The organism is Actinoplanes aureus, assembly GCF_015704865.1.
GTDB lineage: Bacteria > Actinomycetota > Actinomycetes > Mycobacteriales > Micromonosporaceae > Actinoplanes > Actinoplanes aureus.
Genome location: NZ_JADQTO010000028.1, coordinates 25,493 through 51,766, shown reverse-complemented (window position 1 = coordinate 51,766; position 26,274 = coordinate 25,493). Strand labels below are relative to the sequence as shown.

The window sequence follows — 26,274 nt, the reverse complement described above, 5'->3', positions numbered from 1 at the left end:
GCCTCGGCGCACCAGCCCGGCCGGGCAGCCCCGCCTGCGCTGGGCCGGTCCTTGTGAGCTGGGCCGTCAGCCCTTCGCGAGCTCGGACTCGGCCGGGGCCTTCACGTCGACGGGCAGGCCGAAGTCCGAGTAGGTGACGTCCATCTTCGTCGGGAACTCGGCGCCGGCGGCCTTCGGCATGGTCAGCGAGTAGCGGACGAGCCGGCCCTCACCGTCGAAGTTCGCCTGGAACGGGACGGTCTTCTCGGTGAGCTTGGACAGGTCGGTCTCGGCCAGGCCCAGCTGCTTGCCGGTCTTAGCGAGGTCGATCGTCCCGGTCACGGCGTCGTCGCCGGCCCACTTCACGTCGGCGGCCGTCTCCAGGCTCTTGGCGATCTGGGCGGCGTCGAAGTCACCGAGCGTGCCCGGGCCGCCCCGGCCGTCCATCTTCCGCCAGCTCTTGCCGTCCATGCCGGGGATGTCCGCACCCGGGATGGTCAGCCGGACATAGGTCGTACCGTCGATCTTCCGCAGCTCGGTCTTCATGGTCTCGCCGTCGGCGTTGTTCTCCATGGCGAACTCGCTGACCTTCTTCTTCGGGTCCATGACACCGGCGAGACTGCCCGCGTCGCCCATGTCGATGACAGCCTTGAACGACTGCTCCTGCAACTTCGCCGTCGCGTCGACGAGCGCCGCCGTCGCGTCGGACGCCTTGGTGTCACCGCCGGCGCTGTCTCCGGACGTCTCGCCGCCGCCGCAGCCGGCCGTCGCCAGCACCGCGCTCAGGGCCAGCACCAGGCCGCCTCGCATCATTCGCTTGTTCACGTGATCCCCCGTTCTCCGGCACTCCATATCGGAGGCCGCCAAAGCGGGACACTCTAACCGCACACATCGATGACCGTTCGACCGGGTCCGGTGCAGGTGTCGGTTGCTTTTCGGGACTGCCGGGGCTCGTACGCCCGGATTTCTTGGGTTGGGGTGGTTGGTGCCGATCGCGGAGGGCCGGAGGTAGGAGGTGGTGTTCGCCACCTCATTCGTTCTTGAAGTTTCAACATCGGCGGACGATGCTGGGTGAGGCTTCAACAACATGGGGGTTGGTATGACGATCACGCTGGGAACACCGCTGGCCAGGGTGCGCACCCGGGTCGTCGTTCCGTTGCGCTTCCCGGACGGGTACGAGACGAGCGCGGAGGTGCACACCTTCACCGGCCTGGCGGACGGCCGCGAGCACCTCGCTCTCGCTCTCGGCGACTGGCGGGCGGCGCTTGCCGACTCCTCGATCGGCGGGCCGGCGCCGCTGGTGCGTCCGCACAGTGAGTGCCTCACCGGTGACGTGTTCGGCAGCGAGCGCTGCGACTGCGGGCCACAGCTGCGCGAGGCCGTCGAACGGATCAGCGAGACCGGTGGCTTCCTGCTGTATCTGCGGCAGGAGGGCCGGGGGATCGGGCTGTACGCGAAGCTCGACGCGTACGCGTTGCAGGACACCGGCCTCGACACCTACCAGGCGAATCTGGCGCTCGGGCACGGCGAGGACGAGCGCGACTACACGCCCGCCGCGCAGATGCTGGCGGCCCTGGGAGCCGATCGGATCCGGCTGCTCAGCAACAACCCGGACAAGGCCACCCAGCTGGCGACGCTCGGCATCGAGGTGGCCGAGCGGATCCCCACCGGCGTGCACCTGTCCGAGGCGAACGCGCGCTACCTGACCACCAAGCGGGACCACACCGCGCACACCATCGACCTTCCGCTGGCGGGCTGACATGACCACTCTCGCCCTGCCCGACACCGACCGGCACTGGATGCACGCCGCGATCACCGTCTCCCGGACGGCCCCGCTCGTGCCCACCCGGTACGCGGTCGGCGCGATCATCGTCGACCACGACGGAAGCGTGCTGGCCACCGGTTACACCGGCGAGACCGACCCCGCGCACCACGCGGAGGAGGTCGCTCTCGCCAGGATTCCCGGGGTGGATCTGTCGCGCGCGACGATCTACACGACGCTCGAGCCGTGCACGATGCGCGCCTCCCGGCCCGCCGCGTGCACGAACCTGCTGCTCGCCGCCGGGATCGGCCGGGTGGTCCTCGCGCTGCGCGAGCCGCTGCTGTTCGCGGACTGCGACGGCGTGGAGACCCTCCGGGAGTACGGCGTGGAGGTCCTCGAACTGCCCGACCTCGCCCAGCACGTGCGGGACGTCAACGCGCACGTGCTCGCTCCCGCGGTCGCGCCCTGATCAGCAGATCGGCGAGGATGATGTGGTGACCGACACTCGACCCGATGTCGAACCGCGCTGGCTGACCAGCGCGGAGCTCGGCACCTGGGTGAACATCGCCCAGATGCTGATGCTGTTGCCCGCCGCCCTCGACCGGCAGCTGCGCGAGGACACCGGGATCCCGCACGCCTACTACCAGATCCTGGCCATGCTCAGTAACGAGCCGGACCGGGCGATGCGGATGACCGACCTGGCGCGGGTCGTCGGCAGCACCAGCAGCCGGCTGTCCCACGCGGTGGCCAGCCTGGAACAGCGCGGCTGGGTGGAACGGCAGGCCTGCCGGAGCGACAAGCGGGGGCAGATCGCCTACCTGACCGATGCCGGACTGGCCGCACTCGAGGCGGCGGCACCGGGGCACGTCGAGGAGGTGCGCCGGCTGGTCTTCGACCACCTCACCGAGGAGGACGTCGCCTGCCTGGGCGCGATCACCGCGAAACTGCTGCCGACGCTGAACCAGATCTCCTGAGCGCTTTTCGGGTGGCCGGTGGGGCGGACTGCCTCTTTCGCTTGATGTGCGGCGTGGGGCGTACCGAATCAGATCTCGGACAGGGCGAGGGCTTCCAGGACCTCGGGGTACAGGCGGGTTTTGATGATGCGCAGAGCGTGACCGGCCTTGCCCGCCTGCGCCTGGGCGAGCTCGATCGCCGTGCTGAGCACGGTGTCCTCGGGGACCGCGTGGTCGACGATGCCGAGGCCGGCGGCCTCGCCGGCGCCGTAGCGGCGGGCGGTGACCATGGCCTCGTGCGCGGCCTGCGGTGTGAGGCGGGCCTGGATCAGGGCGCTCATGCCGGGCGTGAAAGGCAGATTGATGTCTGCCTCCGGCAGGCACCAGAAGCCGCGATCGGCGCGCATCACGCGCAGGTCGTGCGCCAGCGAGAACATCGCGCCGCCGGCGAAGGTGTGGCCCTGCAGGGCGGCGACGGTCACCATGGGCAGGGCGAGCAGACGAGCGAGGAGATCGTGTACGGACTTGACGTACGCGATCCTCTCGTCGGGGTGTTCGCCGAGCCAGTCGAGGTCGAGGCCCAGGCTGTAGTGCTTGCCGGTGGCGGTGGTGACCAGGGCGGCGGGGCCGGTGGCCTGCTCGATCTCGTCGAGCAGGGTGTTCAGGGCGGTGATCTGGTCGGGGTGGAAGCGGTTCTCGGTGTCGCCGAGATCGAGGACGTAGACGTCGTCGTGGCGGTCGAGCGTCGGCATTGAGGCTCCTCCTTAGTTACTTGCGGGTAACATAGCGGAAGATGCCCCCGTTCGTCGATGACCGCACCGGCGGGCACAATGGGAGGGTTGATGTTCTGGGGCGGTAGGAGGAACGGTGGCTCTTCAAGAACGGCCGGAGCAGTGTGTGGTGGCCGTCGACGGGCCGTCCGGCTCGGGTAAGTCCACCGTCTCCCGGCGGCTCGCGGCCACCCTCGACGGGGTGTACCTGGACACCGGCGCCATGTACCGGGCGGTGACCTGGGCGGTCCTTCAAGCCGGGGTGGACCTGACCGACCCGGAGGCGATCGCGAAGATCGCCCTCGAGACCGAGTTGACCATCGGCACCGACCCGGACGCACCGCACTTCGCGGCGAACGGCACCAACGTCGACGCCCCGATCCGCGGCCCCGAGGTCACCGGCGCCGTCTCCGCGGTCGCCGCGGTCCCCGCGGTCCGCAAGCACCTGGTGACGCTCCAGCAGACGATCATCGCCGCACACAAACGGATCATCGTCGAGGGCCGCGACATCGCCTCCGTCGTCGCACCCGACGCTGATCTCAAGGTCTACCTGACCGCGTCCGCCGCCGCCCGCGCCGCCCGGCGCAGCGCCGAGGACGCCACCGATGTTGCCGCCACCGAGGCCGACCTGGCCCGCCGCGACAAGCTCGACTCCAGCCGGACGGCCGACCCGCTCCGGCAGGCCTCCGACGCCATCGAGGTGGACACCACCGGAATGGGCATCGACGACGTCGTCGCGCACCTCCTCGAACTGCTCAACAGCAAGGTAAGTAAGTGACTGAGCTTCCCGCCGGCCTGGACATCAACGACTTCGAGGGCGGTTTCGACTTCTCTCCCTCCTCGTCATCGGACGAGGACTCCTTCACCGGCCCGGTGCCGGTCGTGGCCGTCGTCGGCCGCCCCAACGTGGGCAAATCCACCCTGGTAAACCGGATCATCGGCCGCCGGCAGGCGGTCGTGGAGGACGTGCCCGGCGTGACCCGGGACCGGGTGCCGTACGACGCGCAGTGGAACGGGCGCCGGTTCACCGTCGTCGACACCGGCGGCTGGGAACCGGACGCGCGCGACCGCGCGGCCGCGATCGCCAACCAGGCCGAGATCGCGGTGCAGACGGCGGACGTGGTGGTGTTCGTGGTCGACGTGACCGTGGGCGCGACCGACGTCGACGAGGCCGCGGTGAAGATGCTCCGGCGCAGCCACAAGCCGGTCATCCTGGTGGCGAACAAGGCCGACAACCAGAACCTAGAGCTCGAAGCCGTGTCCCTGTGGTCGCTCGGCCTCGGCGAACCACACACCATCTCGGCGCTGCACGGGCGCGGCTCGGGTGACCTGCTCGACGACATTCTCAAGGCTCTGCCGCCCACACCACCGGTGACCGAGGGCGGCCCGCGCGGCCCACGTCGCATCGCCCTGGTCGGCCGGCCGAACGTCGGCAAGTCCTCGCTGCTGAACCGGGTGGCCCGCGAGGAGCGGGCGGTAGTCGACTCGGTCGCCGGCACCACCGTCGACCCCGTCGACAGCCTGGTGGAGATGGACGGCGAGGTGTGGCAGTTCGTCGACACCGCCGGCCTGCGCAAGCGGGTGCATCAGGCCTCGGGCACGGAGTATTACGCGTCGCTGCGTACCGCCGGCGCCGTGGAGGCCGCCGAGGTGGCGGTCGTCCTGCTGGACGCCGGCGAGGTGATCAGCGAGCAGGACCAGCGGGTCATCACCCAGGTGATCGAGGCCGGGCGTGCACTGGTGATCGCCTTCAACAAGTGGGACCTGGTGGACGCGGACCGCCGGCTCTTCCTGGACAAGGAGATCGACCGCGACCTCAAGCGGGTGACCTGGGCCGTCCGGGTCAACATCTCCGCCAAGACCGGCCGCGCGGTCGACAAGCTGGCGCCGACCATCCGGCGAGCCCTGGCGTCATGGGAGCAGCGCATCCCGACCGGCGCGCTGAACCAGTGGCTGACAGCTCTGACCCAGGCCACCCCGCACCCGGTGCGCGGCGGCCGGGCGCCGAGGGTGCTGTTCGCGACCCAGGCAGGCGTGGCACCGCCCAGGTTCGTGCTGTTCACGACGGGTCCGTTCGATACCGGGTACCTGCGTTTCATCGAGCGGAAGCTGCGTGAGGAGTTCGGCTTCGAGGGGACTCCGGTGGAGGTCTCGGTGAAGCCGCGGAAGAAGACCGGGCCGGGGGGTCGCGGAAAAGCGCATGGGTGAGGTTGGTAGGCTTTAGAGGATGTCGCGCCGGACTGGGGTTCGGGGCGAGATCGGGCTGTAGCGCAGCTTGGTAGCGCACTTGACTGGGGGTCAAGGGGTCGCAGGTTCAAATCCTGTCAGCCCGACAGCGTAGGGGTTTTCGCAGGTCACAGACTTGCGAGAACCCCTTTTTCGTGTCTGGCGACGTCAGCCGGGTCGAGCACGCCGCTTGTAGACCCCTTGACTCGGCAGGTGACGAGAGATGCCCCTACTGAACCTCGACCGACTGTGCGAAGGCCTGGAGAAAGGCGACTGGGCCGGCTTCCTGCGCGACTGGGACCGCACCCTGCGGGCTGCGAATCACCCGGAGACCACCCGCTACAACTACCTGCTGGCCGCCGCCCAACTGGCCAGATATCTGGGCGAGGAATCACCGGACCCGGACGCCGACGACGCCGCCCAGGACCCCACTCTGGTGACGAAGGCGCACTGCGAGTTCTTCCAATCCTGGATGATCGAAACCCGATCTCCGGCGACCGCCCTGAACAAACACAAGGGACTGCAGCAGTTCTTCAAGTACCTCCTCGAAGAGGAGGAGATCGACAAGTCACCGATGGCCCGGGTGAAGCAACCGCAGACCCCGCAGAAACTCGTACCGATCATGGGCGACGACGACACGAAGAAACTGATCGACTCCACCAAGGGCAAGTCATTCCTAGCGTTGCGCGACGAGGCGCTGATCCGGCTGTACTACAACACCGGCGCCCGCCTGTCCGAGATCGGTAATCTGCTGTTGACCGATCTGGACATGAACGGCGAGTCGGTACACCTGCACGGCAAAGGCGCCAAGGACCGCCGGGTGCGATTCGGGCCCAAGACGTCCCGGGCACTGGCCCGCTATCTGCGAGCCCGCGCCAAACGCAAGGGCGCCGCCGACGTTGCTCACTTGTGGCTGGCGGAGCGAGGTGCCAAGCCGCTGGCGCCGAACGGCATCAAAATCATGCTGAAACGGCGCGGGGCCGCGGCGGGCGTGACGAACGCGCACGCGCACCGGTGGCGGCACAACTTCGCGCACGAGTGGCACAAGGCCGGCGGGAACACCGGTGACCTGATGCTGCTGCTCGGTTGGGCGTCGGAGGACATGCCACGCCGGTACGGGGCGAGTGCCGCGGCGGAGCGGGCGCAGGAGTTGCAGACCCAGATGGGCATCGGCGAGAAGGTCTGAGCCAGCGTCTCGGCCGCCTGTCCGTGGAGAGGGGGAGGACTACCGGGGACAACCGGAGACATCTTCCGGAGTGGAGGTTCGCGGCTTGATGATGAGGTCGCGGACCGGCGGCAGGGGCCTACGTGCCCTTTTATGTAGTCAAGGTGTGCACCGCCGCGAGCGAGGGCGAGGCCGGGCCACACGAAAGTGGGCTGCACGGCTTCGCCCGAGCGTGGTTCGGTCGATCTACGGGGTGCGGCCGATAGCGGAGATGGTGGAGGTCATGGAGCGTTCGCGGGCGGTGGCGTTGGTCGAGGAGGTGCTGGGACGTCTCGTTGAGGGCCAGGGGGAGTGGCCGTTGAGCCTGGTCCGCGAGGTGTACGTCTTCGGCTCGTTCGCACGCGGAGCCTTGCAGCCAGGCGATGTCGACCTCGATCTGGAGGTAGATCGGGATGATCGGTGGAGGAACTGGTTCGTCGACGCGTTGAGCGCCGGCCGCGATCCGTACCTGCGGTTTCGTCAGCCGTTGGTGGGACGCAAACGCTTGGTGCAGTTCGAGTTCAACGGCCATGAGGAAGCCGACTTCCCGATGACGCTGCTCTGGCGTCGTGGCGATGACTTGAGCGCCGCGATGGATCGCCTCACCGAGATCAAGGCTGATCCGGACGCGGGCAGGGCCGAGCGGCATGCAATGCTGCCGCAGTTCGAAGGGCTTGACCGCTGGCTGCCCCGCTTTCATCGCGAGCACTTCATCGCCGCGATCGAATCTGGCGCCATCACCGTGGAACGGGTGACACTCCCGGAACCGGAACCACGTCACTTTGCCCATCCCGTGGTCGAGGACCACCTTTGGGATCGCTGGCAGCCGCCCAGCCCGCTATACCGTGCGGCCGGCGCCGTCTTTGCGTACCTGATCGATCGTGGCGTTGACCCTGCTGAGTTGCATCTGCATGGACGGGACGTCCGTGCCAGAGAAACGCCGTACTACGCCGGCTTCTCGCTGCGCTACCTACGAGCGATGCAATGGTGCTTCACGGACTACGGTGGCCGCGAGTGGATCGAGGTCGTTCACCCAACTAAGCGCGGTGAAATTCACGCGCTGCGGGTGCTCCCTACGTCGATGGACAGACTGAAGGAGCTACACTGGCTGCGGAGCTGAGCTCGTTGAATAAACGCGTTGGCCTGCGGAAACCGTTCTGGAGCCGAACATGTTAACCGGCAGGTTATTGGTTCGAGTCCAATTCGGGGAGCCATCTACCAGGGCAAACGCCCTGGAGCGCCAGTAAGTGGATCTTCGACCACTGGTTTACTCACGTTTTACGATCTCTCGTGGCTCAGGGAGCTGAGCTGGGGAAACGCGCTCAGCGGAGATCCATGTGACTTACGTCACGTGAGCTGTCGGTGGCGTGGACGGCAGGGCCGGAGCATCTCGGCGGCGGCAAATCAGCGCACGTTTCAGCGGTCGGCGCTGCTCGGACAGTGGCGAAGCTCGATGATCCTCATAGCGTCGGATGTGTGGTCCGTGTGTCCGACTTCGTCGAGGGCTGTGCTGGTCCTGATCGGCTTGGCACCGCGGATGCTGTCGATCGCATCGGCAAGGCGGTTGGCTTGAGGCGCCGCGCAGGCGTGCCAGAGGTTCCCGGCAGCCGCGGCGCTTCGTGGGTCACGCCCCCGTGCTTGCTCATGCTGGATGAGGCTCGATGGGTGCAGGGAAATTGCCCTTTCGTTTTTGTTTCTCAAAGGGTCCAGCATGACATCCAATTCCGATGGAATCGTCATGAGTGGGGACTGCTGGGTGCGTCCAGTATCACTTATTCCCGGAAGGGCGGCGTGTGGCTGGGCGGCGGTAATGGGCTGATGCCGCCCTGGACTGAAAGCGAATTCCCGGAGAAGGGGCTAATCGTCGCTCTCGGCTTCTTTTGCGGCGACGAACTGCTCGACTGCGGACAGACGGAAGCGTACGTATTTGCCTACCCGGAAGCCGGTCGGGCCTATTCCCTGGAGGCGCCATGTCCTCAGGGTGCCTGTCGGAATCTTGAGGATCGCGGCTACCTCGTCGAAGGTGAGAAGTTCGTCTTGGATTTGCTTTCTGGCATTGGATGGCATCAGGATCCCCGGCTGTCTGTCACGCCCCGGCCAGCATGGCGCCTAGCGTGCACGTGGTTCTCGACGTTTGTCAACCGTCCATGTTGTGGCTCAGTGATCCGCGTTGATAGTTGTCTTCGGTAGTCTCTAGATGTCTGGCGTTGTCCCGACCAGGTCGATGGGATTGTTTTCGGCTGCAAGCGAAGGTCCGGGACTACCGCAGACAACCGGAGACAACTTCCGCGCTATTCAACTATGGGCAAGTCTCGGACGAACGGGACCTGGCGGGTGCGGCGTTGGCTTGCGTCGTCTGTAGCGATGTGAATGGCCAGCAATCATTCTGTCTCGCATCGGCAGCAAATCTCATGTTGTCGGCCGTGCCCTTTTCCCGAGTAGGGATGGGGAGCTGGTGGATCGAGATCCAAGTACGTTGGCGGCCGCATTGGCGTGGCATGACGCGGGCTGTGCGGTGATTCCGATTCGAGCTGATGGCAGCAAAGCGCCGCTTGTGCCGTGGCGGAAGTACCAGAAAGACGGGCCGACCCGAGACGAGGTGCGGCGCTGGTTCACCGGCAACCCACCCGGTCTGGCGGTGCTGTGCGGGGCGGCATCGCGTGGTCTGGAGATGCTCGAGTTAGAGGGACGGGCGGTCGCCGAAGGCTTGGCGCGGCGGCTGGTTGAACTCGCCGATGCGGCCGGACTGCAGGAGCTGTGGCGCCGAGTCGCTGTTGACGGGTACGCGGAGCGGACGCCGTCCGGCGGCGTCCATTTGCTGTACCGCGTTGAAGGCGTTGAGGTGGGACGGAACGTTAAGCTTGCTCGCCGTCCGGCTACCGACGCTGAGCTTGCGGTCGATCCGTCGGACAAGATTAAGACTTTGGCTGAGACCCGTGGCGAGGGCGGCTATACGATCGTCGCGCCGTCACACGGGTCCGTGCACGAGTCGCGGAGGCCTTGGGTCGCGATCGGCGCTTCCACGCCGGAGCGTATCCCGACCATTTCGGTGCCGGAGCGCTATGTGCTTCTCGCGATCGTGCGATCGCTGGATGCGATGCCCCTTCCCGCCCCGGTCCAAGGCTCGGCGCACTCGACTGCGGCCGGGAACGGAGCATCGCCGGGCGACGATTTCGAGCGCCGCACCGACTGGGCAGACATTCTGGAACCGGCTGGCTGGACGTTGGTGCACCAAAGCGGGCGGACGCGGTATTGGCGTCGGCCGGGCAAGAGCGTGGGCGTCTCCGCCACCACCGGCCGCGCCGATGATCGCGACCGGTTGTGGGTGTTCAGCTCCAGCACGGTCTTCGACCCGGAGCGCTCGATCACGAAGTTCCACGCTCATGCGGTCCTGCACCACGGCGGTGATCATGCTGCTGCGGCGCGGGCATTGCGCGGGGCCGGCTTTGGTAGACCGCGCTCCGGCATCACCACAAGGGTTGCCGTGCCGCCATCCGAAGGATGGGATACGGGACCTGGCGCTGGAGAAGGGGGGCCGCAACGCACGCCGGCGCGGGTCACCGAGGAAGCCGTTCCGCACGTGGCGGCCTGGGGCCCGACGGAAGACGGTTTGGCCCGGGCGCTGGTCGCGCATCACGGCCATGAGTTGCGGTATTGCCCGCAGCGCGGCAAGTGGCTGTTGTGGGTCGGGCACCGATGGGCCTGGGACGATGCGGAACAACATCGCGAGTTCGTCCGGGCTCTGGCACGTGAGCTGCCGTCTACCGGCCCGTGGCGGCGGTTCCGGGCGCAGGCGCTGTCGGCCGGTGGCGTCTCCGGGGTCATTCGGCTCGCCCGCTCGGATCCGGCGATCACCGTTGGCATTGACCGGCTGGATGCGCGTCCGTACGAGCTCAACACGCCCGGCGGGGTCGTCGATTTGCGTACCGCTGCCCAAGGACCGTCGGACCCGGCATTGCTGCACACCCGATGCACGACGGCTGTGCCGGATTTCGACCGTCGGTCGGAGGCCTTCGACCGGTTTCTCGCTGACACCTTCGGCGAGGATGAGGAGCTGGCGGGCTACGTGCAACGTCTGCTCGGGGTGTCCGCGATCGGCATCGTGTTGGAGCAGTTGCTGCCGTTCGCCGTCGGTCCCGGGGCGAATGGCAAATCAACGCTGCTGGAAGCGGTGATGCACGCGTTGGGCCGCGACGATGGCGGGTACGCGGCCGCGGCGTCGGCGGAGATGCTGATGGTCCGCAAGCACGCTGAACATCCTGCCGAGCTGGCGCAGCTGGCCGGTGCCCGGCTGGTGGTGTGTGCCGAACTCGACGAGGGGCAGCGGTTCGCCGAGGCTAGGGTCAAACAGCTGACGGGTCGGGATTCGATCAACGCGCGGTTCATGCGCCGGGATCCGTTCACTTTCTCGCCGAGCCATACGCTGTGGCTGCTGGCTAACCATCTGCCCGCTGCCCGGGCGGGAGGGCCAGCGTTCTGGCGCCGGATCCGGGTGCTGCCATTCAACCGGGTTGTGCCGGCGGAGCGGCAGATCAAGCGGCTGGGCGAGATTCTCGCCGAGGACGGGCCCGCGGTGTTGGCGTGGGTGCTGGACGGTGCCGCGGCATACCACGCCGCAGGCCTGCGGGAGCCCGCCTCGGTAACCGCTGCGACTGCTGCGTACGCCCGTGATCAGGACACGGTCGGCCGGTTCGTCGAGGAGATGTGCCGCCACGGACAGGATGCCGCGACGCTGCGGGTGGTGACGACCGTGCTGCGTGATGCCTACGAACAGTGGTGTGAGCAGGCCGGAGAACGGCCGGTTTCAGCCAAGCGTCTGACCCAGGAGTTGCGCCGGTTCGGTGTGGCCGATGCACGCGGTAGCAAGGGGCGCCGCTACTACGAGGGGATCGCGTTGGTGGACTTCGAGGATCCGCAGCAGGCGTTGCTCGGGCGGGCGGGGTGACGGGTGGCGGGTGGCGGGTGTGCCAGGGTTTCCCGCTTAACGGCCTTACGCGTGCGGGCGCGCACGTACGTGACGCGCGCGCGAATGTGGGAGATGCGGCTTTTGGTGCTGCATCTGTCACCTGCCACCCGGATCGTGTGGGAGGGCCGCTACGCCGCCGTCATGCCGTGATTGACACTGAAGTGGGCACGTTGTTTGCTGAGTGCATCGCTGTCGAGCCGAATCCTGATTCCGGCGCGGACTGATCTGCGTGAGCAGGCCACTGATGCGGTTCGTTAGGCGGGTGTTTTCCAGCGGAGTCGCCGCCGCGGGCGGCTCTCGCGGGACAACCCCAGACAATGTGAGACAACCGCAGTCATCTATCGATTGCGTCGGTCGTGGCTGACGGTGGGGACATGATCAGAGAGTTCCCGGCTCTAACTGGCGTTGACTTGGCAACCAGGTGCACTTCGCGCAGTGCAGTAGCGGCTCCGGTTGGGGCTCACGAGGGGATGGCCCGACAAGGGCGAGTACGGCGTCACGGTGAGCGACCATCCGCAGTTTGTGATCTTCACCACATTACCAAGGTCGACGCGCTCGCGTTAACCGCCACGCGGTGGCAGCTGCCTTGTCGCCAGCAGTTGATCTCTCTGCCGTGGGGGCTAGTGCGCGCAGATGACGCGTGAGCTGGCTTTTTCCCGGTCTTGGTTGTGGTGCGTGGCGGGGCTGGAGAGGTCTTAACAGGGCTTCTGGTGGGCCCTCGACGACGCGGCCGGCCGGTTCATATTGCTAACAATCACCATCCTCTATGTACAGCGTGGCGAACTGAAACCGTTGATGGTGTCATGGTCAGTTGATAGACAGAGGTGAACCTCATAAACTGAGCGGCCTTCGCGTTGTTGGCGCCACTCGGTCCCGCGAGCAACCAAGCCTCAAGAATCCCCCGCAAGGAGCAGTCATGCCACCAGCTAGGGCCACGAGCCTCGCGGCGCGGTTGAGTCACCTATTCGAGACGATCCGACCGGAAGCCGGCAAGGAGTTCAGCTACAAACATGTCGCGGACGCTATCCGGCACAACCAGGGCGTGTCGATATCTCACACGTACATCTGGTCGCTGCGGACGGGTAAGCAAGATAATCCTACCTTGAAGCAGTTGGAAGCAATCGCGCAGTTCTTTGGTGTCCCTACTGAGTATTTTCTTAGCGACACGCGAGCAGAGCGTGTCAATCAGCAGCTCGCGGTTTTGGCCGCTATGCGGGACGTCGGCGTGCAAAAGGTGGCACTGCGGGCCAGCGGCCTGTCCGACGGGGCCTTGGAATCGATCACCAAGATGATCGAAGTAGCCCGAAGCCTCGAAGGACTCGATAAGGAAGCCGAAAAGGGCCGCGGATGAGCGGTCCGGTCGGCCACGTGCCGCGCGTGGAAGTCCTGGTATGGAGCCGAGAAGGAGGGGGTGACATGAGGCTAGGCGAAAACCGGCGGACACGGCGGGCGTGTGAGGGCATCGTGCGCGACTTGCACATTCCGCAGCCGCTCGATATGGAGGCCCTGTGCCATGCGATTGGCGTCAGGACCGGCCGGTCCATCCGGCTATACCCCATGGCCATGCCCGACGGCGGCCCCAACGGTGTGTGGATGGCGACCGAACATGGCGACATCATCTTCTACGAAAGCGGCACCTCGCGGGTTCACCAGATGCAAATCATCCTGCACGAGCTGGGGCATCTGTTGTGCAGCCATGACGCAGTTCCCGGATTAGAGGGGGCGGCCACGGCGATCCTGGCACCGGACCTTGACCCGGGCCTCGTGCAGCGCATGTTGGGCCGCACCCACTATTCCGTACAGGAAGAGCGTGAGGCCGAAATGATCGCCTCGCTGATCTTGCAGAAGGCCACTGATTGGACGCCGGAACCGCAGCCCGTTGTGCCGGCTGATGCCGCGCCGGTGGTCGAACGGATTCACCGGTCCCTGTCGGCGGGAAGCGTCAGCAGTCGCAGGAATCCCGAGGAAGGAACTCGGCGGTGAAGAGCCTCAACGACATCCTCTATCCGATCGACGCCGCGATCGCCGGCGCGGCGCTGTTGTTCAAGCTTCACGGTATGCGCAGAGGCCGCCGGGATCCCGCGACAGTGTTCCTGTGCTTGGCACTGTTCCTGCTCGCCTGTACCTACACGCTCGTTATTCCTGCAGTGTTCGTGAAGGTCGACGCTCTCCTGGGCACGACGAACGCCGCGGTACTGGTGTCGCAGTGCTGCGTGATCGGGTACTCCCTGTCCATCCAGTTGATGCTGGTGTATTGGGCCTTCTCCGGTAGGCAAGCATGGCGTCGAGCGGTGTGGCGGATCTCGATCGTCGCGGTGGTGCTAGCCGTCATGGTGACGCTGTTTCTCCTCGCGGGCGCGAACGAGCAGCGCGTCCGGGACTTCGTGGCTCACTACGCCGGGCTTCCCATCTACTCGGTGTACCTGCTGGTGTACCTCGCTACGTTCCTCGGAAGCCGCATCGACGTTCTTCGCCTGGCGATGCGCTACGCCCCGGTGTCCGGACGCCCATGGCTGCGCCGCGGCCTGTACCTGATGTGCATAGGGGCGTCCGGCGGTCTGGTCTATGTCATCGCCCGCATCGCGGACATCATCGGGCCGCGGTTCGGCGCAGACCCGCAACGCTGGGAAGTGTTCGCGCAGCTCGGCGCCGGCCTTGGCTCCATCTTCACGATCATCGGCCTGACCATCCCTTCCTGGGGCATCTACGTGACGCGCGCCGGCCAATGGATGCGCCGGTACCACGCCTACCTTCGGCTGTACCCGTTGTGGAACGCTCTTCGCCTCGCCAGCCCCGACATCGAGTTGCACAAGTCCCGATCCCGCATCGTTGATGCGCTGGCCCTGCGGGACCTGAACTATCGACTGACCCGCCGTGTCGTCGAAATCAATGACGGTCGCCTGGCGCTTCGCCCCTACATCCGAGCCGACGTGGGAGAGTCAGCCGCGCGCCTCGCACAAGACGCCGGACTCGATGATGAGGACCTCGTCGCGGCGGTACAGGCGGCTGAGATCAAAGCCGCGCTGCGCGACAAGGAACTGAACCGGGAGCCCAGCCTCGACGGATCCATCTCCGAGTTGGACCAGGACGGCACGCATGATGTCCGGACCGAAACGACCCGGCTGGTCAAGGTTGCCGACGCGTTCCGCGTCTCGCCGGTGGTCGCAGCCGCCGTTACTGCGCCGGCCGGTCCGCAGCTGGCCGGAAAGCGGAGCTAGGTACCCATGGACATGTGGAGTGCGCCACCGCGGTTGACCAACGACGGGGCCTTTATGGCAGACCCTGTACCGGCCTATTCGGCATGGCGACGGGAAGCCGCCGTCCATCGCACCACCACCCCCGATGGATCTCCGGTGTGGCTGGTAACCCGATATGGAGACGTCCGCTCTGCCCTCACCGACTCGCGGCTCTCGCTGGCCAAATCCGTCTCCCGCGTCGGCTATCGGGGATTCGCCCTTCCGCCAGCGCTGGACGCCAACTTGCTCAACATGGATCCTCCGGATCACACCCGTCTACGCCGGCTGGTGTCCAAGGCGTTCACCGCCCGCAAGATCGAGTCAATGCGCCAGCAGGTCCAGCACGTGACCGACCAGCTCCTGGACGCCGTGCCGACTGACGGTCCGGTCGACCTGATCGCTGCGCTGGCTGCACCCCTACCGATGATCATCATCGGGGATCTACTCGGCGTTCCCGACCGCGATCGGGAGAATTTCCGCAGCTGGGCCAATGCCCTACTCGTTCCCAACCAAGCCGGTCCGGTGACGCCAGCCCGAGCAGTCGACCACCTGCAGGATCTGCTGAGCACATTGATTGCCACTCATCGCACATCGCCAGACGGGACCCTGCTGTCTGATCTGGTACGCGTGCGAGACGCCGGGGACGAACTCAGCGAGGACGAGCTGACCTCGCTGGCATTCCTGATCCTTTTGGCCGGCTACGAAACCACCGTCCATCTCATCGGCAACGGCATCGTCACCCTCCTGCAGCACCCTCGAGAACTGGACCGATTGCGCCGCGACCCGAGCCTGGTGCCGCTGGCGGTCGAGGAGGTCATGCGTTTCGCCGCGCCCAATCCGTACGCGATCCGTCGCTTCGCCCGTCAGGATTTCGCCATCGGGGGAGCCCAGATCCGGGCGGGGGACACCGTGCTGTTGCTGCTGGCCGCTGCCCACCGGGACCCAGACCGTTTCACCAACCCGGACGAGTTGGACATCACCCGCATCGACAACGGTCATCTAGGCTTCGGCCACGGCATTCACTACTGCCTTGGCGCGCCTCTGGCCCGGCTCCAAGCCCAGACCGCCATCGGCTCCGTGCTGACCCGCTTCCCGCACTTACGCCTAGCTGTCGCCGTCGACGAGCTGCAATGGCGTGCTTCCTTCCGCTCCCGAGGTTTGTTGGCGCTTGCCGTCACCACCACGCCAAGCAGAACGCCATAAATCCGCAGGGGCACCGCCATCTCCGGAACGACCGCCCGCGCCGATGGCGCCAGCGGCCTGCCGCCCGACCTTGGAGACGCTATGACAACGGACCGGATGCCCGGACTAGGTCGAGCCTCAAGCTGGTCGCGCAGCGCAAGGCAACACCGTCCCTACCTGCCGCAGCAGCAGCGGCAGCAGATGACCCGAACCAAGCTCGCCGACGAGGTCAAGCGCGCTCCGCGTTAGCTGCTTCCCGACGACAACACGGCCGCCGATGAGGTCGATGGAGGTTGGATCGGCGGCCTCAAGCGGTGCGATCACAGCCACACCTCCGATACGCCAGCTTCTCAGGGTGCGGGCATTCCGCTCCCGCGACATCGAGGACACCATGACTGACGATCCGAAGCCCACAGTGAGCAGGAACAACAACATTCTGATCGCGCGCCGCGAGGCAGTGCAGCCATCGAACCGTGCGGAGCGAGGCTGGACCCGAACCGAGCTGGCCGACGCAGTCAACCGTGCCCTCGCTGAGCTGTATCCCTGCGAGAACACGGCGGTCGAGGAGGTTGATGGACGGTGGATCGGCAAGCTGGAACGCGGACTGCACAGTTGGCCATCCGAAAGGCGCCGTGCCGCTCTGCGGCACGTCCTCGGTGTCAGGACGGACGCCGAATTGGGCTTGTACATCCGTAGGAAGAAGCCCCGCGGCGCTCACCAGGTATCCCGCGGGCCGTCGGTGATCGACACGTCGACGCCGCACCCTGCCCGCCGATACAACTACTGGCTCGGTGGGAAAGACCACTTCGAGGCCGATCGCCGGTCCGCTGACGAAATCAGCAAAGGATTCCCTACCGCGGTTGGCGCGGCCCGCGCCAACCGCGCTTTCCTGCGCCGGGCCGTCACCTATCTTGCGAAAGCCGGGATCCGGCAGTTCCTGGACATCGGAACTGGGCTGCCGGCGCCCGACAACACCCACGAGGTTGCGCAGCGCATCACCCCCGAAGCGCGGGTGGTCTACGTGGACAATGACCCGATCGTGATGACACACGCCCGGGCCCTGCTGCTCGGCGATCCCCGTGGCCGTACGGCGTACCTGGAGGCTGACCTGCGCGATCCGGAGGTCATTCTGCAGCACCCCGCGCTCAAGCGCACTCTCGACCTGACCGAGCCGGTTGCTCTGCTGCTGATCGCTGTACTGCACTTCATCCAGGACGACGATCAGGCTCTAGCGGTCGTCAGGCGGCTGCGGAGAGCGCTCCCGCCGGGCAGCTACCTCGTTGTCACCAACGCCACCATCGACTTCAGCACTCCCGAGGTGGTTGCCTTCTACGAGCAAATGGTCGCTTCCGGCAAAAGCGACATTCGCCTTCGGCCGATCGCGCAGTTCAGCAGGTTCTTCGAAGGCTTGGAACTGGTCGAGCCAGGAATCGTGCCGGCCCACGATTGGCGTGCCGAGGATCTCGACGATCCTGCGCGCCCGTCCGCCTCTGACGTGTCTCTCTACGGCGCGATAGGCCGAGTGTTGTAGCCGCGGCCGGCGCAGAAGTGATCAGGTTGTATGGAGTACTCATTCTAGCTGAACGGTGCTCGAATTTCTGGAAAGTTGAGCGTAGCTCGAAATATTCGTTGTCGGTGAGGGCGCAGGTGCTCCCCGAATCTATATCGGACCTCAAATCGGCATTCCTAGAGGTGGATCTAGGGGCCAATATTGATCAGTGCTGTTGGGATGCTACTCATGCCGGGGCAGGCGGGCTTTACGGCGGTCACGCCACCGAAGTGGCAGGCTGCCGTCTGCTTCGGTTCATCGCGACTCGCGTGATAGCCCGCGCGGTCATGCGTGCGAGACGCCTGAACCACCGACCGCCATTGGCAAGGTTAGGAATTGCCGACGAGCGCTTCTTAAACGAGGTAGCAACCACGCTGTTGATCATCATCAAACGACATGGGAGATGCGGTGGTGACCATGTTCACGGCCGATTCTGCTGAGCTGGCCCATCAGGATAGGCATGCGGAGTTGGCCGCCGACCCAGCACCGGCGTTACGAACGGGGGGAGACGGATCGGCGATGGACTCGTCCAGGGACGAGGGCTACGGCGCGGGTCCTGGACTCAGTTTTGGCCGCCGGTTGCGGCGAGAGCGCATGCGGCGGCGTTGGACCCAGCTGCGTCTGGCGCAACGCATGCGTCAGATCGCTGTGAATCGCGGCGGCACCGCCGAGTTGCGCTCGCTCACAGTGATGATCAGTAAATGGGAGAACGGGCTCAAGGAGCCGAACGAATACAACAGGCACCTGCTGGCCGCTGCGCTCGGTATCCCTGTCGCTGACCTAGGTTTGCCGGAAGACCCTGACTTCTGCTGGTGACGGTGTCAGGCCGGTGAACCGCCCGCCGTTGTGATCACGGTGTCCGTAAGCCGTGGTGTTGACCCCGCTCCTGCGCTCGTGGGCCCTTCCCGGTCTCACGCGACGACGTCAGGCGACGCCGGATCGCCCGCTTCGTGAATCCTGGTGAAAGTGCCGAGAGCCCACGTCAGGGCAGCCCCATAACTATGCAGGGCATCAGCGAACGTTGCCGATGTTCCCCACGGCTCGTCACCGCCGGCCCTAACCACGGCCGGGTCGTCGTAGGCCAAGGCGTTCTCGCCCCACAGTTGACCCGAGATGACGTTGCGCAGCGCCGTGTGAGCGGACAGGACATCCGCGTTGCAGTCCGTCATGCGCGGGTCGTTGTGCGCGGGGAATTGAATCTGCGGCAGGTACAGGTCGAGCGCGGCGATCAAGTCAGAAGGCTTCACGGGCGCCGGGTCAGGCAGCGGGGCCGTGCGGCCGGCGAGGACTGCGGTGGCGACCTGTGATGCGTAAACGGCGTAGAGGGCAGCCGCCCGGGCCAGAGCCACCACTGTCTGGGCATGGAAGCTATCAGCGATGAGCTCCAGATCCATGACAACCCGAGCCGCGGCCGACATCTTCTCCGGCCCGGTTGTCTGCTCCTCGGGCTCCGGTGCGATCCGGGTTTCGCGATCGTTGGTGTACTGCATCTGGAACGCGAACGCGTGTGTCACCGCGACTGCGGCATGGTTGCAGGCCGCGCCGAAGTCGTTCAGCGCCAGGCGTACTGCCCTCGGAAGCCCGGCGTCGTGCGGCAGCAGCTGGTGCGTTGTCGCACTCATGTCGTCGCCCCCCGGGTACTCACAGTCGCGTCGGTGCTCGGTGGCAGGAAGCGGTGCTGCCACCTGGCCCGGCCCGATGCCCGTGCCGCTTCGATTCACGTCAGTGTCTTCGCGGGACAACCCGAGACAACCTGAGACAGCCTGAGACATCTATCGATCGCGTCGCCGTTGGCTGAGGGTCAGGACGTGATCAAACTTCTTCGAACTCTAAACGAGGTCGGCGTGCTGGGCCATACATACCCTCAGCCACCTGAGGTGCCAGATTTCCGACAGAAACTGGGCTTGCGAACCAACGGCATGCCCGCTTACCGGCCTGCCGGACCGCGACGGCGGGGACATCAAACCACGCCGGTGGTCGCATGCCGCCGCGGCGCGCGCCACCCGGTTGTGTGGCTGTTCGGGCATCGCCACCTCACTGGGCGCACCTGGACAGTGCCGCTCGCATGCACCTTTACCTGCCTCGCTCTACTCGTGCCGTTGGCATTACGGCGAAACACCAGCGCGCAGCCGGTGCAGCTGATCCCCACCGCGTCGGCTCGGTCGAGCCGAGGTGGCCGACCCGCACCACCGACATGATCGACCGGGCGAAGTTGCCTGAGGCGGCGGCCACCCAGCAGATCAGCGCCGCGCCGCTGGACGTCACCGTCACCGCCGGCACGGCCGGCATGATCGCGCACAATCGGCAGCCGGTACCCGTCTACGCCGCTGCGGGCAGCACGCCGATCGCCTGGCTGCCGCCGCAGATGTTCGGCGCCGAAACCCGGCTGCCAATTATCGACCAGCAGCCCGGCTGGGTGCGGGTTCTGCTGCCGTCACGGCCCAACGGTTCCACGGGATGGATCACCACCCGCGGGCTTGAGTTCGCCCACACCCCACACGAGATCCGGGTGCACCGGAGATCGGGCCGGCTCCAGCTGTTCACCAGCGGCCGCAGGGCCGGGACCTGGCGGGTCCGCGTCGGCGCTGCGCCGACGGCGACACCGATGGGGCGCACCTTCCTGCTAGCCACCCCCGCCGAACAGTCTTGCCCGCCGTGGATACCGCTCGGCCTGCACAGCAGCGCCTCGCCGCCTTGCACCCGCAGCCCAGGGCTCGTCGCCATCCATCGCTGGCTCGACATGCCGGACGAGGAAAGCCGGTGCCCCGCATGCATCCACGTCCCAGCCGACACGTTCGAGGTCCTGGCGGCCATGCCGCGCGGTTCCCTCGTGCGCATCTACCGCTGACCTCACCACCACAGACAAGGAAACCGCTCTGATGACCGAGTCTCCGCTAAACCTGCTCGCCGCCGCTGCTCTGATCGATGCTGGCATCGCACTCGCCGCCGCCCCGACGGCGTCACCGCAGACGCACTACGACGCCGCCTACGCCGTGTTCGTCAACGGCGGCGAACTATCGGCCGCCGGACCGCACGCTTCCAGCGGCTCCGGTCACATCCGCAGCGGGTGCCGGAATGCCCAGTCCGCGGACATCCGGCCGATCACCGGATTGGAGGACGGCGCCGCCGCCGTCGGCCAAGCCGCCGGGGCGGTCCGCGACGTGATCGTGTTTGGCGGCAACATGCCGACCGAGCTCGGGCCGAACATGCAGGCCGATCAGGCGCTAGGCATCGGCTGACCCGGCGATGACATCGACCACCGAGAGCGCAACACCGGGAGCGGGCCGATCCCACAACGACGCCGGATCGAGATTGCAGCAACGTGTGCGGCTCAGCGCCGCTGCAACAGCGGCCACGTCTATCACCCGTGCCAACATCCCGGCAGTAGCCGCCCTCGCCGCGCAACTAACCCGGCATCATCCCGCGGCCGCGTGGCTGACGCCTGATCCTGGCAGCCGAGCCGCGGACCTGCGCGGTTGTTACCGGCTGCTGCTTGGGCACGCCCTGCGCTACGGCTACGTGGACGTGCTCGCCGATGATTGTGCAGTCGCGATCTGGCTCGACCGCACCCAGCCGACGCCGGAAGTCGCCGACCGGTTGAGGCGCTTGCGCCAGGTGTGCGGCGCCGACGTCGGCGCCGCGCTGCTGCTGCTCGATGTGGCGGCTTGCCATCAACCGCTGATCCCGCACCTGCAGCTGGCCGTGCTCGCCACCGACGACCCGGCGGCCGCGGCTGCCCTGCTCACGCACCGCCAGCGGCAGCTGGACCGGGTCAACATCGCCGCATTCGCGTACGCCGGCACGCAGACCCATCTGGGTGTGCTCATGGATGCCGGATTCCAGCCCGGCGAAGCGGTCTGGCTGCCCGCCGGCCCACCGCTGTGGCCGACGCTGCGGCCGCCTGCCGGTCTCGAGAACTCCGCCGCCATACGCCCATCGGCGTGCTGAACGGCGGCCAGGACCCGCTCTCTTCCACCCCGTCCCCGGCACATCCAGGAGATCACTGGCATGGGTATCACCGGCTGGATCGACACCGCCCGCGACCTGCGCGGCGAACGAGCCATCCTGCAGGCGCTCGCCGCCGCGCTCGGCCCCGCAGCCGGCTCGGACCGGCTCGACCAGGCGAGTCGGCATGCCGCGCTTGCCCGCCGCGGCCGGGCGACCGGATACGCCGATTGGCGGCATCCCGACCGCAGCGACCCGGATCTGATGCTTCTCATCGACGGCGCGCTGGCCAACCGCGAACGCCTCGAAGAACAGCTGTATCAGCGGGCCCGGCCGTTGAGCAGCGACGCCGAGGTGCTGTTGCACGCCTACCGGCAGTGGGGCGCCGCGATGGTCGACCGGATCGACGGCACCTACACCATCGCGGTCTGGGATAACCTTGCCCGGCAGTTGCTGCTCATCCGCGATCCGCTCGGTGCGAAGACCCTCTACTGGACACCTTGCCCCGACGGCATGCTGTTCGCCAGCAGAGCCACCACCCTGCTCGCGCATCCCGGCGTCGACGCCCGCGTCGACGCCGAAGGCCTCAACGAGTTGCTCACCCTCGGCCCCGTTTGCACACCGGGCCACGGCGTGATCGCCGGCGTCCGGCAGCTGCTGCCGGGCCAACTGCTGCGGTTCACTCCTGCGGGGATGCGGCTGCACCGATATTGGCAGTTGCAGGCCGACGAGCACGGCCAGGACCTCGACGCGACCACACACAGTCTGCGGCAGGCCGTGGCCGAGAAGACCGCGCCGCTGCGCCGACGCCCGGCCGGGGCGGTGTTGCTGTCCGGCGGTATCGCCTCGGCCGCAGCCGCGGCCTTCACCACCCCACTCCCGGTGGACGGCGACCGGCCCGCCGCCTACTCGCTGACCCTGGCCACCCCCGGCAGCCAGCCACCTGGTGTCGGCGCGGACGTGGTCGCCGCCGCGCAGGTCGCCGGGCATCTGGCACTGAACTGGACCATCGTTGCGGTCGGCGCGGACACCCTGCTGGACGCGGCAGCCGCCGCCCGCACCGCGCTGGACTTCCCGGGCCCGGCCAACCTCGACGCGACCCGGTACGCGCTGCTGCGGCGCACCGCGGCCGATGGGCACACCAGCGTCGTGTCCGGCGATGGCGTCGACGCGGTGTTCGGCGGCTACCGGTGGCTGCACGACCACGAAGCCCTGGCCCACGACGAGTTCCCGTGGCGGCCGACCGGGCTCTGTGCGAGCGACCTGCTCACCGACGACGCCCGCTGGCACCTGATTCCCGGCGCTTACCTCAAGATGCGGTTCGAGCAGGCCAAAGAAGACGTTCCGGCCCTTCGGGGGGAGGACGTCATCACCGGCCGCCGCCGGCTCATGGGGCACCTGGCGCTGACCCACTATCTTCCGCAGCTGCTAGTGCGGCTGGACCAGCTCGCTGCCGCAACCGGACTTAACGTGCACACCCCGTTCGCGGACTGGCTGCTCGCCCAGTACCTGTGGAACGTCCCGCATCTGCTGCGGCACCTGCTCGGCGTTCCCAGCGGCCTGCTGCGTCACGCTGTCGCCGACCTTCTACCAGCCGCGGCGACCTGGCTGCCGAGCGGGCCGTTCCCCGGAGCCCACCTGCTGCCGGCGTGGGAACAGACGCAACGGGAACGGCTCCTGGCGATCAGCTCGGATCCGGCGGCGCCGTTGTACGGGCTGCTGCACCGCACCCGCGTGCGCTACGTAATGCGGCAAGGCCCCACCGTGCCGCGCCGAGCCTGGCACACCACCGTCGCCTACCTGAACGAAGTCAACGCCTGGTTCGACCGGCACGACGTCACCCTCACCTGAAAACCTGCCGGCCGCCGGTCCGCAGCAAGCCGTCGCGCCCACGGACCGCCGCCGCCAAACAGCGCCGTCTGCAAGCGAAGGAGAACCACGTACCGTGCGACTCGACCCGTTCAGCGATACCTACTGCAGCGACCCGGCCAAAACGTGGAAGAGGATCCTGGGCTTCGAGGGTCGGCAGGTCCTTTACGATCCCGACCTCGACGTGTGGCTGATCGCCGGCCACGACAACGTGCGCGCCGCCTTGACCGACGCTCGGCGGTTCAGCAACGCCGCTACCTTGGCGCCGCTGCGCCCGCCCAGCGACGCGGCAGCCACGATCCTGTCTCGGTTCGACGCCCCCGACGTGCTGGTGAGCGCCGACGGTGCTCAGCACACCCGCATCCGCGCCATCGTGCGCGCCGTGTTTCCCCAGGCATCGGTCCAGGTCCACCAGGTTTGGGGTGCCTTGATCGCCGAGCACACCAGCCGCCTCGTCGACCAGCTCGCCGGCCACGAGAGTGCTGACCTGATGCGGGTGGTTGCCACCCGGCTGCCGTTGCTGGTGATCGTTGACATCCTCGGCCTACCCACCGATGGCAAAGCCCTCCCCGGGTCCGCGGACGGGTTTGCCAGCTTGGTCTGGGGTGACTTCGGCGCTTTCGCGCAACGGCAAGCCGCCATCGAGCTCGTGCAGCTCTGGCGCTACTGTCGCGACAGCGTCATCGCGCGAGCTGCCACACCCGACGGCGGCGACGGTCTGATCGGGGAGCTGCTGCGCCACCGCGACGGCGACGACGCCCGCCTGACCCTCGACGAGCTCGCCGCGCTGGTGCTGAACCTGATCGTCGCCAGCTGGGGATCGACCTCCGGTGCGCTCGGTCACGCCCTGGACCACGCCCTGGCCGACCCGCACCGGTGGGCTCGGCTCGCCGACGACGAGCACTACCTCGCCACGCACGTCGAGGAGTCCCTGCGGCACAGCCCCGTTATCGACGGCTGGCTGCGGCTGACCACCACCGACGTCACCCTCGACGGCGTCACCATCCCCGCCGGCAGCCGCTGCCTGCTGCTCATTGGCACCGCCAACCACGACCCCCGCGTCTACGCCACCCCCGGCCGATTCGACCCCGGCCGGGCCTGGCTGTCACAGCACCTGTCCTTCGGCGCCGGCCCGCACTACTGCATCGGCGCCGCCCTGGCCCGCCTCGAACTCACCACCGTGCTGCGCGCCCTCGCCCGACGGCTGCCGCACCTGCGCCTCGCCGGCGGCTACCAGCGCCGGTTCCGGCCGAACGTCGCCGTCCGCACCCACATCAGTCTGCCCGCCACCGGCATCGCGGGAGGGTGCCCGCAGGGCCACGACGCACGCACCAGGAGCCCTCAGTGACCACGGATATCACCATGCTGCGGCGAGCAACCGCAATGCCGCCGTCCGAGATGGCGCCCCGCTACCAGGAGCTGCTGCGCCGGCTCACCACCGCCGCGCGCACGAACCTCGGGTTCCCCGCCGCCACCGACATCGACTATCGGCCCCTTGCCCCATTGCTCGGTGTGCTACTCAACAACCTCGGCGACCCCTGGACCGACGGCGTCTGGCCGCTGCACGCCAAAGGCATCGAACGCGACGTCCTCAGCTTCTTCGCCCAGCTGTTCCGTGCCCCAGCCGGCTGGACCGGGTACCTCACCAGCGGCGGCACCGAAGGCAACCACTACGGCCTCTGGCGCGGCCGCACCCGGCTACCCAACGCCGTCGCCTACCACTCGGCCGCCGCCCACTACAGCGTGCCCAAGGCTGAACACCTGCTCGGCCTGCCGAGCGTCACCGTCGCCGCGGCGGCGACCGGAGAGATCGACTACACCGATCTACAGCGGCAAGCGGCCCGCTTCCCCAGCAGGCCGGCAATCGTGACCGCGACCATCGGCACCACCATGACCGAGGCCGTCGACGACGTTCAACGCATTCACCAAGCACTCGACGCCGCCGGCAATACCCACCGGTACGTGCACAGCGACGCCGCGCTGGCCGGCGTGCCCCTGGCCGTCACCGCCGACCGGCCCGCGTTCGACCTCGGCGACGGCGCCGACAGCATCAGCATCAGTGGCCATAAATTCTTCGGCACCCCACTGGTGTGCGGGGTAGTGATCGACGGCCGCGGCTTGGGTGACCTGCCGCCGACGATCCGGTACACCGGCGCACCGGACACTTCGATCACCGGCTCCCGTACCGGCCTAGGTGCGGTCATGCTCGCCCACGCCCTCGACGTACTCGGGCTACCAGGACTATTAGACCGGGCGCAGCGTGCCAGAAGCCTCGCCGCGTACGCCTGCCACAGCCTGCAGGCGATCGGTTGGCCGCACTGGCGCAACCCGGCAGCCTTCACGGTCATGCTGCGCGAACCTCCCCAGACGGTACGGGCACGCTGGCACCTGCCGTCCACCGACGGCTGGAGTCACCTCATCTGCATGCCCGGGATCACCACCCGTCACATCGACGCTTTGATCCGTGACTTAGCACTGCTGTTGGACGGTGCACAGCCTTCCGTCGTCGAACGTTCTGCGACAGTTCTCCGGGATTGAGCGTCCTGCCCTGCCCTTGAAATGGCGCATCAGGGAGCAGGGGATTGAGTGCGGGCATTCGCGGTGGAGCTCCGGTCGGGTAAGCGGCCGTGGAC

The 26,274-nt window shown here is 67.2% G+C and carries 25 protein-coding genes and 1 tRNA gene; 21 read left to right on the top strand and 5 right to left on the bottom strand.

Annotated features, from left to right (window positions below; translation table 11 throughout):
- Window positions 1-66 precede the first annotated feature (66 nt).
- Window positions 67-804: a hypothetical protein gene (locus I4J89_RS39570; protein ID WP_196419337.1), complete on the bottom strand. Its 738-nt coding sequence runs from the start codon at window positions 802-804 to the stop codon at window positions 67-69.
- A gap of 274 nt (window positions 805-1,078) precedes the next feature.
- On the opposite strand from I4J89_RS39570, the gene I4J89_RS39565 reads away from it, so the two are divergent.
- The 3 genes from I4J89_RS39565 to I4J89_RS39555 are packed head-to-tail and all read left to right on the top strand — an operon-like array spanning window position 1,079 to window position 2,715.
- Window positions 1,079-1,738 (top strand): GTP cyclohydrolase II, encoded by a 660-nt coding sequence (locus I4J89_RS39565; RefSeq protein WP_196419336.1) that lies wholly within the window; start codon window positions 1,079-1,081, stop codon window positions 1,736-1,738.
- Between the two features lies 1 nt (window position 1,739).
- A complete protein-coding gene (locus tag I4J89_RS39560; protein WP_196419335.1) occupies window positions 1,740-2,210 on the top strand; it encodes a deaminase in 471 nt (156 codons plus the stop codon).
- Between the two features lie 25 nt (window positions 2,211-2,235).
- Window positions 2,236-2,715 carry a MarR family winged helix-turn-helix transcriptional regulator gene (locus I4J89_RS39555; RefSeq protein ID WP_309238676.1) on the top strand — a complete coding sequence of 160 codons (480 nt, stop codon included), beginning with the start codon at window positions 2,236-2,238 and terminating at the stop codon, window positions 2,713-2,715.
- Window positions 2,716-2,783: 68 nt separating this feature from the next.
- Here the strand turns inward: I4J89_RS39555 and I4J89_RS39550 are convergent, their stop codons facing one another.
- Window positions 2,784-3,446, bottom strand: a complete 663-nt coding sequence (locus I4J89_RS39550) for an enoyl-CoA hydratase-related protein (RefSeq protein WP_196419334.1) — start codon at window positions 3,444-3,446, stop codon at window positions 2,784-2,786.
- Window positions 3,447-3,561: 115 nt separating this feature from the next.
- Between I4J89_RS39550 and cmk the strand changes: the two genes are divergently transcribed.
- The 5 genes from cmk (at window position 3,562) to I4J89_RS39525 (ending at window position 8,014) form a co-directional block, all read left to right on the top strand.
- The gene (gene cmk, locus I4J89_RS39545) at window positions 3,562-4,242 is read left to right on the top strand and encodes a (d)CMP kinase (protein ID WP_196419333.1); all 681 of its coding nucleotides are present in this window, start codon (window positions 3,562-3,564) and stop codon (window positions 4,240-4,242) included.
- Window positions 4,243-4,265: 23 nt separating this feature from the next.
- Complete coding sequence (gene der / locus I4J89_RS39540) at window positions 4,266-5,672, top strand: ribosome biogenesis GTPase Der (protein ID WP_373688198.1); 1,407 nt, start codon at window positions 4,266-4,268, stop codon at window positions 5,670-5,672.
- 51 nt (window positions 5,673-5,723) lie between these two features.
- Window positions 5,724-5,797 (top strand) — tRNA-Pro (locus I4J89_RS39535).
- Between the two features lie 116 nt (window positions 5,798-5,913).
- Window positions 5,914-6,876, top strand: coding sequence for a tyrosine-type recombinase/integrase (locus I4J89_RS39530; RefSeq protein ID WP_196419331.1), 963 nt, complete (start codon window positions 5,914-5,916; stop codon window positions 6,874-6,876).
- 262 nt (window positions 6,877-7,138) lie between these two features.
- Complete coding sequence (locus tag I4J89_RS39525; RefSeq protein WP_196419330.1) at window positions 7,139-8,014, top strand: nucleotidyltransferase family protein; 876 nt, start codon at window positions 7,139-7,141, stop codon at window positions 8,012-8,014.
- A 737-nt stretch (window positions 8,015-8,751) separates the two neighbouring features.
- Here the strand turns inward: I4J89_RS39525 and I4J89_RS39520 are convergent.
- Window positions 8,752-8,961 (bottom strand): helix-turn-helix transcriptional regulator, encoded by a 210-nt coding sequence (locus tag I4J89_RS39520; RefSeq protein ID WP_230860393.1) that lies wholly within the window; start codon window positions 8,959-8,961, stop codon window positions 8,752-8,754.
- A gap of 409 nt (window positions 8,962-9,370) precedes the next feature.
- On the opposite strand from I4J89_RS39520, the gene I4J89_RS39515 reads away from it, so the two are divergent.
- The 5 genes from I4J89_RS39515 to I4J89_RS39495 all read left to right on the top strand — a co-directional run bounded on the left by I4J89_RS39515 (window position 9,371) and on the right by I4J89_RS39495 (window position 16,299).
- Window positions 9,371-11,839, top strand: coding sequence for a phage/plasmid primase, P4 family (locus tag I4J89_RS39515; RefSeq protein ID WP_196419329.1), 2,469 nt, complete (start codon window positions 9,371-9,373; stop codon window positions 11,837-11,839).
- A gap of 937 nt (window positions 11,840-12,776) precedes the next feature.
- Complete coding sequence (locus tag I4J89_RS39510) at window positions 12,777-13,211, top strand: helix-turn-helix domain-containing protein (protein WP_196419328.1); 435 nt, start codon at window positions 12,777-12,779, stop codon at window positions 13,209-13,211.
- A gap of 113 nt (window positions 13,212-13,324) precedes the next feature.
- Window positions 13,325-13,843: a hypothetical protein gene (locus I4J89_RS39505; RefSeq protein ID WP_196419327.1), complete on the top strand. Its 519-nt coding sequence runs from the start codon at window positions 13,325-13,327 to the stop codon at window positions 13,841-13,843.
- The gene (locus I4J89_RS39500) at window positions 13,840-15,078 is read left to right on the top strand and encodes an MAB_1171c family putative transporter (protein ID WP_196419326.1); all 1,239 of its coding nucleotides are present in this window, start codon (window positions 13,840-13,842) and stop codon (window positions 15,076-15,078) included. Before I4J89_RS39505 ends, I4J89_RS39500 begins: the two co-directional genes overlap by 4 nt.
- 135 nt (window positions 15,079-15,213) lie before the next feature.
- Window positions 15,214-16,299, top strand: a complete 1,086-nt coding sequence (locus I4J89_RS39495) for a cytochrome P450 family protein (protein ID WP_309238675.1) — start codon at window positions 15,214-15,216, stop codon at window positions 16,297-16,299.
- A gap of 117 nt (window positions 16,300-16,416) precedes the next feature.
- Here the strand turns inward: I4J89_RS39495 and I4J89_RS39490 are convergent, their stop codons facing one another.
- Entirely contained in the window at window positions 16,417-16,602 is a 186-nt protein-coding gene (locus I4J89_RS39490) for a hypothetical protein (protein ID WP_196419324.1), read from the bottom strand.
- A 67-nt stretch (window positions 16,603-16,669) separates the two neighbouring features.
- On the opposite strand from I4J89_RS39490, the gene I4J89_RS39485 reads away from it, so the two are divergent.
- Window positions 16,670-17,809, top strand: a complete 1,140-nt coding sequence (locus I4J89_RS39485; protein WP_196419323.1) for an SAM-dependent methyltransferase — start codon at window positions 16,670-16,672, stop codon at window positions 17,807-17,809.
- Window positions 17,810-18,223: 414 nt separating this feature from the next.
- Window positions 18,224-18,643, top strand: a complete 420-nt coding sequence (locus tag I4J89_RS39480; RefSeq protein WP_196419322.1) for a helix-turn-helix domain-containing protein — start codon at window positions 18,224-18,226, stop codon at window positions 18,641-18,643.
- 95 nt (window positions 18,644-18,738) lie between these two features.
- Here I4J89_RS39480 and I4J89_RS39475 read toward each other — a convergent pair whose 3' ends face one another.
- On the bottom strand, window positions 18,739-19,449 hold the full coding sequence (locus I4J89_RS39475; RefSeq protein ID WP_196419321.1) for a hypothetical protein: 711 nt from the start codon (window positions 19,447-19,449) through the stop codon (window positions 18,739-18,741).
- Between the two features lie 443 nt (window positions 19,450-19,892).
- Here I4J89_RS39475 and I4J89_RS39470 point away from each other — a divergent pair, with 443 nt between their 5' ends.
- From I4J89_RS39470 to I4J89_RS39445, 6 genes are all read left to right on the top strand, one after another.
- Window positions 19,893-20,675, top strand: a complete 783-nt coding sequence (locus tag I4J89_RS39470) for a L,D-transpeptidase (RefSeq protein ID WP_196419320.1) — start codon at window positions 19,893-19,895, stop codon at window positions 20,673-20,675.
- Window positions 20,676-20,706: 31 nt separating this feature from the next.
- Window positions 20,707-21,066: a hypothetical protein gene (locus I4J89_RS39465; protein WP_196419319.1), complete on the top strand. Its 360-nt coding sequence runs from the start codon at window positions 20,707-20,709 to the stop codon at window positions 21,064-21,066.
- An 85-nt stretch (window positions 21,067-21,151) separates the two neighbouring features.
- Entirely contained in the window at window positions 21,152-21,775 is a 624-nt protein-coding gene (locus I4J89_RS39460) for a hypothetical protein (protein WP_196419318.1), read from the top strand.
- A 60-nt stretch (window positions 21,776-21,835) separates the two neighbouring features.
- Window positions 21,836-23,623: an asparagine synthetase B family protein gene (locus I4J89_RS39455; RefSeq protein WP_196419317.1), complete on the top strand. Its 1,788-nt coding sequence runs from the start codon at window positions 21,836-21,838 to the stop codon at window positions 23,621-23,623.
- A 94-nt stretch (window positions 23,624-23,717) separates the two neighbouring features.
- Window positions 23,718-24,989 (top strand): cytochrome P450, encoded by a 1,272-nt coding sequence (locus I4J89_RS39450; protein WP_196419316.1) that lies wholly within the window; start codon window positions 23,718-23,720, stop codon window positions 24,987-24,989.
- Window positions 24,986-26,179: a histidine decarboxylase gene (locus I4J89_RS39445; RefSeq protein ID WP_196419315.1), complete on the top strand. Its 1,194-nt coding sequence runs from the start codon at window positions 24,986-24,988 to the stop codon at window positions 26,177-26,179. Before I4J89_RS39450 ends, I4J89_RS39445 begins: the two co-directional genes overlap by 4 nt.
- Window positions 26,180-26,274: the final 95 nt, after the last annotated feature.